This window comes from Pseudoalteromonas sp. NZS127, assembly GCF_015864805.1.
Lineage (GTDB): Bacteria > Pseudomonadota > Gammaproteobacteria > Enterobacterales > Alteromonadaceae > Pseudoalteromonas > Pseudoalteromonas nigrifaciens.
Genome location: NZ_JADYWN010000009.1, coordinates 76,845 through 90,423, shown reverse-complemented (window position 1 = coordinate 90,423; position 13,579 = coordinate 76,845). Strand labels below are relative to the sequence as shown.

At 39.4% G+C, this 13,579-nt stretch carries 12 protein-coding genes; 2 read left to right on the top strand and 10 right to left on the bottom strand.

Annotation, left to right across the window (positions count from 1 at the left end; genetic code table 11):
- Positions 1 to 27: 27 nt before the first annotated feature.
- Positions 28 to 2,736 (bottom strand): P-loop NTPase fold protein, encoded by a 2,709-nt coding sequence (locus tag I6E78_RS10230; protein WP_197182418.1) that lies wholly within the window; start codon positions 2,734 to 2,736, stop codon positions 28 to 30.
- A gap of 198 nt (positions 2,737 to 2,934) precedes the next feature.
- Positions 2,935 to 3,441 carry a GNAT family N-acetyltransferase gene (locus tag I6E78_RS10225; protein WP_197182417.1) on the bottom strand — a complete coding sequence of 169 codons (507 nt, stop codon included), beginning with the start codon at positions 3,439 to 3,441 and terminating at the stop codon, positions 2,935 to 2,937.
- A 321-nt stretch (positions 3,442 to 3,762) separates the two neighbouring features.
- Here I6E78_RS10225 and I6E78_RS10220 point away from each other — a divergent pair, with 321 nt between their 5' ends.
- Positions 3,763 to 5,022 carry an aromatic amino acid transport family protein gene (locus I6E78_RS10220; protein ID WP_011326918.1) on the top strand — a complete coding sequence of 420 codons (1,260 nt, stop codon included), beginning with the start codon at positions 3,763 to 3,765 and terminating at the stop codon, positions 5,020 to 5,022.
- Between the two features lie 93 nt (positions 5,023 to 5,115).
- On the opposite strand, the gene speD is transcribed toward I6E78_RS10220, so the two are convergent.
- From speD to I6E78_RS10180, 8 genes are all read right to left on the bottom strand, one after another.
- The gene (gene speD / locus I6E78_RS10215) at positions 5,116 to 5,928 is read right to left on the bottom strand and encodes an adenosylmethionine decarboxylase (protein ID WP_011326917.1); all 813 of its coding nucleotides are present in this window, start codon (positions 5,926 to 5,928) and stop codon (positions 5,116 to 5,118) included.
- Positions 5,929 to 6,015: 87 nt separating this feature from the next.
- Positions 6,016 to 6,429 (bottom strand): OsmC family protein, encoded by a 414-nt coding sequence (locus I6E78_RS10210; protein ID WP_011326916.1) that lies wholly within the window; start codon positions 6,427 to 6,429, stop codon positions 6,016 to 6,018.
- A 169-nt stretch (positions 6,430 to 6,598) separates the two neighbouring features.
- Complete coding sequence (locus I6E78_RS10205) at positions 6,599 to 6,937, bottom strand: DUF3802 family protein (protein WP_197182416.1); 339 nt, start codon at positions 6,935 to 6,937, stop codon at positions 6,599 to 6,601.
- A gap of 128 nt (positions 6,938 to 7,065) precedes the next feature.
- Complete coding sequence (gene astD, locus I6E78_RS10200) at positions 7,066 to 8,535, bottom strand: succinylglutamate-semialdehyde dehydrogenase (protein WP_197182415.1); 1,470 nt, start codon at positions 8,533 to 8,535, stop codon at positions 7,066 to 7,068.
- Between the two features lie 16 nt (positions 8,536 to 8,551).
- The gene (gene astA / locus I6E78_RS10195) at positions 8,552 to 9,568 is read right to left on the bottom strand and encodes an arginine N-succinyltransferase (protein ID WP_197182414.1); all 1,017 of its coding nucleotides are present in this window, start codon (positions 9,566 to 9,568) and stop codon (positions 8,552 to 8,554) included.
- An 85-nt stretch (positions 9,569 to 9,653) separates the two neighbouring features.
- Entirely contained in the window at positions 9,654 to 10,859 is a 1,206-nt protein-coding gene (locus I6E78_RS10190; protein ID WP_058372347.1) for an aspartate aminotransferase family protein, read from the bottom strand.
- A gap of 368 nt (positions 10,860 to 11,227) precedes the next feature.
- The gene (locus tag I6E78_RS10185) at positions 11,228 to 12,388 is read right to left on the bottom strand and encodes an HDOD domain-containing protein (protein ID WP_197182413.1); all 1,161 of its coding nucleotides are present in this window, start codon (positions 12,386 to 12,388) and stop codon (positions 11,228 to 11,230) included.
- Positions 12,389 to 12,433: 45 nt separating this feature from the next.
- On the bottom strand, positions 12,434 to 13,015 hold the full coding sequence (locus I6E78_RS10180; protein WP_197182412.1) for an anthranilate synthase component II: 582 nt from the start codon (positions 13,013 to 13,015) through the stop codon (positions 12,434 to 12,436).
- 271 nt (positions 13,016 to 13,286) lie between these two features.
- On the opposite strand from I6E78_RS10180, the gene I6E78_RS10175 reads away from it, so the two are divergent.
- Positions 13,287 to 13,529: a YdcH family protein gene (locus I6E78_RS10175; protein WP_058372345.1), complete on the top strand. Its 243-nt coding sequence runs from the start codon at positions 13,287 to 13,289 to the stop codon at positions 13,527 to 13,529.
- Positions 13,530 to 13,579: the final 50 nt, after the last annotated feature.

The window sequence follows — 13,579 nt, the reverse complement described above, 5'->3', positions numbered from 1 at the left end:
TGATAGACCATGGTTCATAATTTGCTTTCACAATATGATCCTCAGGCTTAAACCTGTATTTAATTCTTCATAGCCAGGTAGCTCAGCTGTATTCGTAAGAGCTACATCGCTATCTGTGGGGGCTTCGATGTTAAAGTTTAACAGCTGTTCCCCGAAAGAATGGAGTTTTCTGCAATTTTCATAATCAGAAAACTTTTTTCCCATGCGATAACTCTGATAACTTTTCTTTAAGTAAATTAATATTAGCCTTCCTAAATCATCAGAATTGAGTTGATCTAATATCTCATTAGATTCAACAGGTACTATATGTGTATACCCTAGATATTTTAAAAGACGATTAAAATTGGCTCTGCCATCTTTAACATACAATAATTTATTTATCACTTCATAAAAGTTTTCTAGGTCTAAGTTAATTGCTATAAGCCAAGTGATAGCTAAATCTATATTTTCGTTTATATTTCTTTCTGCTACTGCAAACTGCATAATGCAACGACTTGGAACATCGGCCTCAAAAAATTGCACTAAACTTTTAGTATTATCTTTGCAGCAGCGAGGTATGAAAAAAAAACGTTCAATTCCTTGGCTATATTCTTCAGAGAGGGTTAACCATTCATTTAAGAATACAACTATATTTTGCGACTCCCTCAATTCAATAATTTTAGCAATTAAAACTTGATCACTTAACTCTCCATTGTTAGGTATTTGTTCTAATAGTATCCTATTTAAATAGTCTATATTCCAAGTCATGCATCCCACACTTTGTTGTGTGTAGCGGTTCATATTTAATTTTATCTCTTCTTTATTATTTAAAAGAGCATCCTTTTCAGATGTATCGATAGGAGTTTGTGTAAGAAATTGATGTCTGTATAGCAGAGGCGAAGTACGAAACAGCTGCTTAAAAAAAATCTCTAAACTACCATTTTTATTACCCTTTTCATCTAGAGACATTTCTCCAATGAGTAGTTTAATCCTTTCACCTTTATGTTCTTCAATTATTCTAGGCCTACTTATTTTCATCTTAATAAATGCGGAATAATTTACTTCTTTCAAGCTAATAGTTTGTAATAATGATATGAAGTTAACTTCGCCCATCAACTTTTCAGGTTGCCACACTTGGTCAACTCTGCGTAATATTTTTTTCATTATTCTTAATGAGGTAATAACCTCGTTCAAGTGCCGTATATCTTGGTTATTTTTTGAGAACTCAGGTGTATTTCCTCTTAGAGTAAAAATATCACCATCTCGCTTTTCAAGTAGCCCACTATTACCAAAAATATAATAACTTTTTTGAGCCGTATTTTTATCGGGGGAAATTGCACTTTCAACACTTAATTTAATGTAATTAAATATCCTTTCAGTCAAATCAGTGGAAAAAATATCTTCTCTATAATCCGTTGCTTTTGAAATCACTTCGGCTGCAACGTCGTTTTCATTCCCCATCGCGACGATAAAATTGATGTGACTCAAATTTCGATTTTTCAATCTATCCAGCAACGCAGCTATATCATTTAAACGTTTTTCGTTCTCATCGCCCGTACCACGATCAACATCTTGCAAGGTAATCAATAGTTTATGGTTGGTTGCTTGCAGTACCTTGTTAAGCTTTTTAAAGCTTAACAAGGTATCAACAGGGCCTGCAAGTAGCGTTGAAGCAAATTGCAGCCAACTACCGCCTGACTTTAACGCTTCGGTGTAATGCTTAGGGAGGGCACGAAAGGCGCACATATCAATATGCTGGCTTATATCATCAATAATATGGCTCAGTATCACATGCGCAACACTGCCACTGGCTGCGCCCCATGTTGATATATCGCTCTGTATCCAAATACTCTCTTTTTCAGATCTTTTTGCTAAGTCATTCACAACACTTTCGACGATACTACTTTTCCCACAACCGTAAGGTCCGCATAATGCAATATGTTGAGCTCCCTTTAACTCATCTTCATTTTCATCACCGCCACTTCGTAGCCGATCGGTGATACGCTTTGCATAAACTTGTAAATCGGGTTCTAATTCCTCTGTATTTTTAATGATTGAGTCATCTTTAAACCACTCTCTAAAATCATCTAAATCGTTCAGGCCATCGTCCGTATTAGCTTCAACAGAGCTACTTTGGCTGTGAGGTTGTTTTATCTCGCTGCTAGCTCGCAACCTTAAAATAACAGCAAGACAGTAAAGCAAAGTGAACGTAGTAATAAGCGGCCATGGTGTATGGTAAAAACCTGATGCAAGCAAGAGTATTACTAAAGCAGTGAATAAGATAAACCATGACTTACCATTCAACTTTTTTGCTTTATCTTTAGGTTCTTGAAACAAAGCAAATAATGCAGATGAGAATAAAGTGATGTGTACATACTTCAAACTAGAAAAAAGTAGATCATCGTCAATAAAATAAGGTCTATATGCTGTATTCACAAAAAGATAAATAAGTAAGGCTGATATTGATAACCACACAGCAATTGTTACCGGCGGGTATCGCCAGTTAAACCCAATACTGCGTTTAGGGTGCGATATATAAAACTTATCAAGCAACAGCTTTATGCCAATACCCGCTAAAAAAGCGCTACTGTAATGTAAAACCGGATTGGTATTTAAAATAGCACCCCAGCTTGCGTACGCCTTTTGTACAAAGCCCACTTTGCTTAAAAATACAGTTATTGTGGCTGCGGTTATTGCGCACAATAAAAGAGAAAGCCAGCGCATAGCTGGAATTAGAAGAGTTTTAGGCTGCGACAATTCAATATCCTTATCAATAAGTTACTTTGCCAGTGTACACCAGATAATCAAAAGCCCAAATGCTGATAAATTAAAGTGCCGTAATGCTATATGCGAAGCGCAACCCAAACTATGGAGCGTATTCGCTCACCTAGAATAAAACTATAAATTAAGTAAATTTGAGCTTATGAAAACATAACTACATTTGTTTAAGAAAGATTAAATTGGCGCACGTAAAAAGTGTTTAACGCCTAATGTGAGTCCGTTTATTGTCATGTAGTTGTCTTTATGGGATTGCGCTTTAAAGCCACACTTTAATAGTACGGCTTTTGAGGCGGGGTTATTATCTAGTACTAAGGCTTCTAACTGGTTAACTGCATAATGCTGAGCGGCTATGCTAATTAATTCGTTAAGGCAAAAGCTGGCGTAGCCTTTACCTATGCTATTTTTAGCAACTCGATAACCCACTGCGGCAGTGTTTGTTGTCCCGGTTATATCTTTTAAATTTGCGCGCGCAACAATTTGCTCATTAACAATAAGCACACCCGAATAATGCGTGCCTAATTGCATGTTTATAATGGCATCATAAATATGCATTTTAATGCCTAAATCGCGATAAAAGTAATCTTCTCTCGGCGGCAGTATTGATTCAAACCAAGCTTTATTTTCTGATTCAAATTGCAATAACATAGCTAAATGCTTAACTGACAAGGTTTCAAATATCACAAGAACTCCTGTTTTTAATCACTTTACAACCTAGGTGGAAAGTGAGGTTTACAATAATTATACCCTAGATTGCAGTGCATAAATTTTATGGGGTAGTTATTAACCCCCCTTTAAATGCACCTTTCCTGCTTATTATTTTTAACGTTGAGCTAAAGCCACTGCCATTCTCTGCTCACTTTTATAACGCTGTTGCAAATTAATTACAGGCGTAACTGGTACGCTACAAATAACCGAATATTAAGCTAGTTTATCGAATGAAATCATTAAGTAAAAACTATATGCTTTGCCGTCATTATTATTCTAAAAAAATCTGGTGAGCTTATGCCCCCTTCTCAAGATGCTACGCATTTTAATGCATCTACAGCAAAACAGTCTTCTTGGACTTTACACGACACACAGTGGACGTTAAGCCTATTTGGTACCGCCGTTGGTGCCGGTATTTTATTTTTACCTATTAATATTGGTATTGGCGGTTTTTGGCCGTTAATTATTATGGCGTGCTTGGCCTTTCCAATGACCTTTTTAGCGCACCGCGGTTTAGCGCGGTTTGTGCTGTCGTCAAAAAATAAAGATGCTGACTTTACCGATGTAGTAGAGGAGCATTTTGGGGTGACCGCGGGTCGGTTAATCTCTTTGCTGTACTTTTTATCTATTTTTCCGATTTTACTTATTTACGGTGTCGGTTTAACCAATACCGTAGACAGCTTTATGGTGAACCAGCTTGGCATGGAGTCGCCATCGCGGGTGTTGCTTTCTGGTGTATTGGTTGCAGGTATGATTGGCTTAATGATGGGCGGCGAAAAGCTGATGCTTCGCGCTTTTGCTATTTTAGTTTATCCGCTTGTGGGCATATTGTTTTTTTTATCCTTGTATTTAATCCCTAGTTGGCAAATGCCGAATATGGCGCTGCCAGAAGTGGGTAGTTTTGGTAAAACATTGTGGTTGTCGATTCCTATTATTGTGTTTTCGTTTAGCCACGCAGCGGCTATTTCGAGCTTTGTTAACGTACAACGCGGTCATTATGGTAATAAAGCGGTTGCTAAGTCTGAGGCGATATTAAAGCGTACCAGCTTGCTGTTAATTACCTTTGTATTGCTGTTTGTGTTTTCGTGTGTGTTGTCACTAACTGGCGAGCAAATGGCGGCGGCAAAAGCGGCGAATGTGTCGGTTTTATCGTACCTTGCCAACATTACTGACAATTCGTTTATTGCTACGCTTGGCCCATTGGTGGCGTTTATTGCGATTATGTCGTCATTTTTAGGGCACTTTTTGGGTGCACGCGAAAGCTTTACTGGCTTGGTGACTAAGCAATCGAACATAAGCGCTAAAGTTGCCGATAAGGTAGGTGCTGTACTAATGTTCTTTGCTATTTGGTTTTGCGCGGTTAAAAACCCAAGCATACTCGATATGATGGATCAGTTATCTGGCCCTATCATTGCGATGATTTTATTTATTATGCCCATGATTGCTGTGTATAAAGTACCGGCATTGCACAAGCATCGTAATCGTTTAAGCACCTTATTTATATTAGCGGTTGGCTCAATGGCAGTAATGGCTTTGCTTTACAGCATGCTTAAATAATACTAAATATACTAGCTATAAGCTTTTTATAGTTTTTTAACACAAAAAAATGGCGCTCATTGAGCGCCATTTTTATTGACTATATTTTGCTATTTAATCTAGGTCTGGCAAGTTACGGCCATAGAATATTTCTTGCATTTCACGGGTCAGTTTAGAGCGAATTTCTTCCTCTTCTTCATCTGACAAATCATCCGTAGAAAGGCCGAATAAATAGGTATTTAAATCAGTCTCTTTTAACATCATTTTGGTGTGGAACAGGTTTTCTTGATACACGTTCACGTCCATCATTTGGTACGCTTCTTTGGTATCTTCTGTCATGAAGTTTTGAATTGAGCTAATTGCATGGTCAATGTAGTGTTTAACGCCGTTTATGTCGCGGGTAAAACCACGTACGCGGTAGTCAATTGTTACTACGTCTGACTCTAGGCTATGAATAAGGAAGTTTAACGCTTTAAGTGGCGATATTATACCACAAGTTGACACTTCAATATCGGCGCGAAAAGTACAAATACCGTCATCAGGGTGAGCTTCTGGGTACGTGTGTACACAAATATGGCTTTTATCTAAATGAGCAACCACTGAATCTGGTAATGGGCCTGGCGCTTCGTCAGCATCGTAATTTTGCTGCTCTTCTACCGGCTCTTCTGAAACCAAAATAGTTACGCTTGCACCTTGCGGTTCGTAATCTTGGCGCGCTACATTTAAAATGTTAGCACCTATAATATCAACAACTTCACCTAAAATGTCGGTTAGTCTATCTGCACTGTACTGCTCATCGATATATTCAATATATTCTTTACGTTGTTGCTCGGTCTTTGCATAGCAAATGTCGTAAATACTAAAGCTTAAACTTTTAGTTAAATTATTAAAACCATGGAGTTTAAGTTTATCGAAGGGTTTGTTCATAATAAACCAACCTATAAATTAGTGAAATCTGCTCTAGCAGAATAAAAGTTCGCGGATTTTATACGAATTTTACTCATGGAAAAAGCGTTATTTTACTTGATCTTGCACAACTTCGTGGCTATGCGTAATTTTTACTGTTTTATCAAGCATTAATGCAACCGAGCAATACTTTTCAGCAGAGAGTGAAACAGCGCGTGCAAGGTGCTTTTCAGACACATTATTGCCCGTTGCCACAAAGTGTAAATTAACTTTGGTAAATACTCGTGGGGCAGTTTCGGCGCGCTCTGCCGTTAACTGTACTTCTACGTTGCTAAAATCTTGTTTTGCTTTTTTTAAAATGCTCACTACATCAACCGATGAACAACAGCCGATTGACATTAATACCATTTCCATAGGGCTTGGTGCAGCACTGTCGCTACCGCCATCAAATACAACATTATGATTTGAATTAGAGCGACCAATAAAGGTATTACCTTCAACCCATTTTACATTTGCTTGCATTGTTATACCTCAAAAATTATTTTCTTGATTGTATACCAATCAGCTTTAATAAGTGAGCGCTCAGCAATAATATAAATGAGCTTGATCAAGGCACTTAAATTTATGCAAGGGTGGTTAAACCGTCAGCGCATTTAAAGCGTGCTACCGGAAAGTATAGAAGGGTTGAAAGCTAAGAAACTGCGTTATCAAATAGGTTTTTAACCAAACCACCAAACTCATCAATAAACGCGTGTTGCTCTACCGTAACAGGCCGCGAGGTGATGCTACTGAGGACTTCTTGTAAATCGTAAACTATGCCATCGACTTCACGTACAATTTGGCTACGCTGCTCTGTAGTGAGCTCTGTGTGCTGCTGACATATGAGCATTACGTTTTGTGCAATCACATCTTCGATTAATTCCATAATCGTAGGAGCACCTGGTTTTATTTCACCCGGCTTCTCAAATAAAGCTAAGTTTTGAGTTAGGTACATAATTAAATCGTCGTACCCTTGCCTATTTAAAACCATTATACGTATACCTTAAAAATAATTAATTCAGTAATTTAAGCAGAAAGCAGTAATAATTACTAGCTTAGTGACATAGCTAATACAAAAAAAGCAGCCGAAGCTGCTTTTATAATTATTTAGTAGTAATTTTAGTCTATTTTTAAGCCTGGGCTTAATGTCGCTGGCATAGCAACTTTTTCAAGCTCTACTGATGCTACTGGGTATGCACAGTAATCTGCAGCGTAATACGCGCTGGCTCTGTGATTACCCGATGCGCCAATACCACCAAACGGTGCAGCACTTGATGCACCAGTAATTGGGCGGTTCCAGTTAACAATACCGGCGCGAATACGGCGTAAAAAGTGCTCGTAGTCGGCTGCACTGTCGCTAAGTAAACCAGCTGATAAACCAAAGCTTGTATCGTTGGCTTTATCAATTGCTTGGTCAAAATCGTCAAAGCGGAATACTTTTAAAAGTGGTCCAAAATGCTCTTCATCTGGGAAGTCACTAATATTTGTACACTCAATAATACCTGGCGTTACAAAACCAGTATTAGCTGTATGCTCAAGCTCTACTAATACTTGAGCGCCAAGCTCAACCAGTTCGCTTTGCGCTTTAATCATACCGGCAGCGGCAGCTGATGAGATCATTGAGCCCATAAATGGCTGATCTGCATCGTCATAGTTACCTACTTTAATCGCTTTAGTTGCGGTAATTAAACGCTCCAGTATTACATCACCTTTGCTACCTGTTGGTAAAAACAATTTACGTGCACAGGTACAACGCTGGCCACTTGAGATAAACGCAGATTGAATAATATCGTGCACTACTGCTTTAGTATCTTCAACGTCGGTAATAATAAGTGGGTTATTGCCACCCATTTCAAGCGCTAAAATTTTACCCGGCTGACCCGCAAACTGTTCATGTAAAATATGACCTGTGCGCGAAGAACCCGTAAAGAATAAGCCATCAATACCTTTGTGAGCAGCAAGTGCTTTACCCGTTGCTACTTCACCTTGTACAAGGTTAATTACACCCGCTGGTAAACCTGCTTTTTCCCACAGTTTAAGCGTAAGCTCGGCCACTTTAGGCGTAAGCTCAGACGGTTTAAATATAACCGTGTTACCGGCTAAAAGCGCTGGCACTATGTGGCCATTAGGTAAATGCCCCGGAAAGTTATACGGACCAAATACTGCTACAACACCGTGTGGTTTGTGGCGGATCATTGCACGCCCTAGTGGCATTGCGTTTTCTACGTCGCCAGTGCGCTCTAAAAATGCTTTTTCAGAAATGGCAATTTTACCAACCATAGCACCCGCTTCAGTGCGAGTTTCCCACAGTGGCTTACCTGTTTCTTGAGCAATAGTAATGGCTAGCTCTTCGCTGTTTTCTTTTAACTGCGCTGCGAATGCTTTAACTATTTCTAAACGTTCAGCAAATGTTTTATCAGCCCAAGCATAAAATGCTTCGCGCGCTGCGCTAACTGCGGCATCTACTTGCTCTGCAGTTGCTGAGTTTGCTTGGAAAATAACATTGTTATTGGCCGGGTTTACTGAACTAAATTCGGTTCCTTGGCCTTCTGACCATTGACCATTAATAAATTGTGCAGGATGAGTCATTGTACTTTCTCCTAAATTAAATCGTGGTTGCGCTTACGCTATCGCCCGCTTGTAAATACAGTGCATCGGCTACTTGTTGCGTTATTACTATGCTGCTCATGCGCTCATCAAACGTCATAGGTACTACAGTTGCTCTAAAATCTGTAAGCTGTTCGTTGGCTAATAACACCATGGTGTCGCCACTTGGTTCACCTATTTCAACTTTAAAGTGTTTAGCATTGCGAATGGTGGCAATGTTATCTACTTTTGCTTCAACTGTGGGGCCGGCATCAAAAATATCGACATACCCATTAAAGGTAAAACCTTCACTTTTTAATAGCTCAATTGCTGGCCGTGTGTTGTCGTGTACTTTACCAATAACAGCTTGCGCATTTTTGCTGAGCAAATTAACGTAAATTGGGTACTTAGGCATTAATTCAGCAATAAATACTTTTTGACCTATGCCTGTTAAATAGTCGGCAGTTGGAAAGTCCATTGAGAAAAAGTGCTCTTCTAGCCATTGCCAAAATGGGCTGCTGCCGTTGTCGTCAGACACACCGCGCATTTCTGCAATGACGGTTTGTGCAAAGCGCTGCTGATGCTGTTTAATAAACATAAAACGCGATTTTGAAAGTAATTTACCGTTACAGTTTTTACGGTATGCGTCTTTCAAAAATAATGTACATAGCTCTGTAGCGCCGGTGTAGTCGTTACAAAGCGTTAAAATATCAACTGCTTTATATACGTTTAGAGTGCGTGAGGAATGAATCACTTTACTTAAATGATAGTGATAAAATGCATCATCTAAGCCAACAGCGGCTTCTATACCTGAGGTGCCAACTACTTCACCGGTTTCGGTGTCCTCTAGTACAAATAAATAACCTTCGTCGCCCGGCTCGGTGGCAGCTTTTGCAAATGAGCTAACCGAATGATCTATTTTCTTTTGCAATAACTTTTCATTATTAGGTAAAGAAGTAAAGCCATGACCCGATTCGTGGGCTATTTTCACTAATGCAGGGTAGTCACTTTGTTGGATTGGGCGAAGGATCATCATAAACCCGCTTACTCCCTTATAATATAACGGTAAATTAAAATTAGAGGGCAAACTAAGTTTGCCCTTAATAGATATTGTTTGGCTATTAAGCGCTTACAACACTGGCTACTGCTTTTTCAAAGCGTGCCATACCTTCGCGAATGTCGGCTTCTGGGATAACTAATGATGGTGTAAAACGAACCACGTCAGCACCGGCAACTAATGACATAAGACCGTGCTCAGTACCTGCCACTAAAAACTCTTTTGCACGACCTTTGTATTGCTCGCTTACTACTGCACCAATTAATAAACCTTGGCCGCGAATTTCGCTAAACACGTGGTATTTATCGTTAATTGCAGTTAGTAGTTGGTTAAATAATGCTGCTTTTGCTGTTACACCAGCAAGTACTTCTGGAGTATTTACAGTATCGAATGCTGCTTCGGCAACGGCACACGCTAATGGGTTACCACCATAAGTAGAACCATGCGTACCTACTTTAAGATGCTGTGCAATTTCAGTTGTGGTGATCATAGCGCCAATAGGAAAGCCGCCGCCCAATGCTTTAGCCGTAGTTAAAATGTCAGGAACAACGTTTAAACCTTGGTATGCGTATAAATTACCTGTACGGCCAACACCTGTTTGCACTTCATCAAAAATAAGCAGTGCATTATGTTTAGTACATAAATCACGAACGCCTTGTGCAAATTCGTCAGTTGGCGAAACAATACCGCCTTCGCCTTGAAGTGGCTCCATCATAACGGCACATGTTTTGTCGCTAATAAGTGCTTCAAATGCAGCTAGGTCGTTGTAATCACAATGTACAATGTCGCCTGGCTTAGGACCAAAACCATCTGAGTATGCCGCTTGGCCACCAACAGTTACGGTAAAGAATGTACGGCCGTGGAAACCTTTGTTGAATGCGATGATTTGTGACTTTTCTGCGCCAAATTGATCAAGGGCAAAACGACGCGCTAATTTAAGTGCTGCTTCGTTTGCTTCTGCGCCTGAGTTGGCAAAGTAAACTTTTTCGGCAAAGGTTGCATCAACCATTTTTTTAGCTAAGCGTAATGCTGGCTCGTTGGTCATTACATTTGATAGATGCCAAAGCTTTTCGCCTTGCTCTTTTAATGCGCCTACTAATGCAGGGTGACAATGGCCAAGACAGTTAACGGCAATACCACCAGCAAAGTCGATAAACTCTCGACCTTGTTGATCCCATACGCGAGAGCCTTCGCCTCGAACTGGAATTACGCTTGAAGGTGCGTAGTTAGGAACCATTACGTGATCAAATAATTCGCGATTGACTGTCATTTTATTTCCTCTTAATTGTGTACATCACAAAGCCGTAAATAGCTGTGTGGTAACCTGTAGCATATGTGTTTTTTAGCAAACTCAGTATAGCGATATTTGCATAAAAAGGGCTGTGTGGTTCAATTTTCAGACGCTTATTATTTCAGAAAACATTGATTATGTCTCTTCAAAAACTTTCATGTAACCCTTGATAATAAAGGGCTTGAGATATAATTTCATAGATAGTGAATAACTATTTGCTTGCTTTATGCAGCTCGTTTTTAGCCAATAAAGCGCCTGAACAACGAGCGCGCCTCACTTTAAACGGGGAAATGTATTGAAAAGAGATAATAAAAAGTGAATGGATAGTCGCAAAAAAATTAACAAATTTAATCAATTTGAATAGCAAGATTATTAAAATTGCTTGCTTGGAGTGCTTTTAGCTCTTTTTTGGTGAACTTAAAGTACGAAAACCAACTAAGCGTTTCATCCGGTTCAACTAGCTGATGCTGTTTTAGCGTTAAGTACTGAGAGTAACATCGTGCTTTTAACATTACCTGCGTTAAAGGCAGCGCTGTATCGCCTTTTTCTACCCCATTAACAAGTTGCTGCATGACGCTATTAAACGGCAAATACTTAAAGGCCATTTTTTCAATTATTTTAGCGCTAATAGCCAACGACTGTTCGCTCAGTAAGGTGGTTAAAAATAAAGGGTCTGGTTTTAGCTCCAGCAATGCAGTATGTAAGTCTTTATTAGCTGTGGTGCGAGCAAACTGCACTTTTCGCTGCCAAATTTGCTCAAACACTTTTAAATATAAACGCACTAAGGCTATTTGCCCCACGTTTAATAACATTCCTAAAGTAAAGGCATGGCTTGGGTTAACTTCGTTAACTTCAGCAATTTTTTGTGCCGCAATAGCATTCGCCATGGCGCTTTCTTTTAAGCGCCTTTTTAGTAACGAAAAAGGCTCTGTGCTATAAGGCATCCAATGGCGCACTGCAAAAGTTGGCACTACTAGCTGTAAGTTATCTAGGCCAATATAACGCAGCGCTAAAGCGGGGCTATCTACTTTCACAGCGGTATTTTTGCTGCGCTGATTACGATAATAAGGCAAGTTTACTAAAGTAACTAACTCTCTGCCAAGCCAGCTTAGGTCGTTAACTAAGGGCTCTAAACGCCCAACCGATGCACTTTTTGTGGCTAAAATATCTAACATGGCACATACGTTATCCTCTACACCTATGGTGTTTTGAATAACACTGTCTATATCGCTAAGCTGCTCAGACATCATTTTTTCTATTGCTTTATGCAGTTGCTCGCTCGCTGCTGCACGATATTTATGATGCGCGGTACTTTTTAGCTTGCGCTTTTGCTGAGCGGCAACCTCTACTTCAAGTAATGTGCGTTGCTTTAGTGGTTCGCCATAGTCCATTTCTAGCGTATGAATAAAGCCAATTTGTTGATGAGCAAAGTTATGACCAAGCAGCAAATCATGTGCTCGTTGATTAAGCATTTTAACAATACGCGGTTGCTGCACTATTTCGGTCATGGCTCTCTGTCTTTAATGTAATGATATTTACTTAATACTATAAGCTTAGAAGCGAGTTAAAAAGTTATCAAGTAACGCTAAACCTTGCTCAGTTAAAATAGCTTCCGGATGAAATTGTACACCTTCAAGTGCCAAGTCTGTATGTAATAATCCCATAATTTCGTCAAACTCACCTTGGTGGGTTTGGGTCCAGGCTGTTACTTGCAACTCTTTAGGCAGCGACTGCGCCTCAACAATTAAAGAATGATACCGACATACCGTTAAAGGCTTAGCTAAGCCTTTAAATACTCCTTGATCACTATGGTAAATTGGCGATGTTTTACCGTGCATTACTTTTTTAGCACGCACGACCTTGGCTCCTAGGGCTTGAGCAATAGTTTGATGCCCTAAGCAAATTCCTAAAATAGGATACTGCCCTTTTAATTGCTCAACAATACTTAGTGAAATACCCGCTTCGCTTGGGCTTTTAGGACCAGGTGATATTACAATGTGTTGTGGGTTTAACTGCTTAATTTGGCTAAGCGTTATTTGGTCGTTGCGTTTAACCAGCACCTCTTGATCTAAACGCTGAAAGTACTGTACCAAGTTATAGGTAAACGAGTCGTAATTGTCGATCATTAAAAGCATGTAATAAAGCACTCAAAGTAGTTATTGTTTGCGAGGAGTTGTTGCATTTTGTATTCTAACTTAAGCATCTTTGAGTGTCAGTGCTTTGTATAGTGATATATAAGTATTTCCGTAATAATAATTAATAACGGCTCTATGTTGATTTATACTCAAGCAACCCCCAGCTCTAATATTATGGCGTACATAAATACCCATGCAATCTGAATTTAACTAAACCCTAAGCGTGTTATTTTTAAAACACATTTATTACACGCACCGTTAAGGAGTACCTATGTTAGGCGAAGATCATTCATTAACTCAAGACTTTCCTGAGCACTTAAGTACCATTAAAAAACTCAATAGCAATGATCCAGAGTTTGCAGATAAAGCCAAAAAATATAATGCGCTTGATAAAGAAATTCGTACCTTAGAGCTGCAAGACGCGCCTATTGATGACGAAGCAATGCTGCAATTAAAACATGACCGTGTGGTATTGAAAGATTGGTTACATCAACAGCTGTTAAAAGCCAGCTAAGCGCAATTTATAGCCATTGTATTTAAGAGCCCTCTGACTTATGGGCTCTT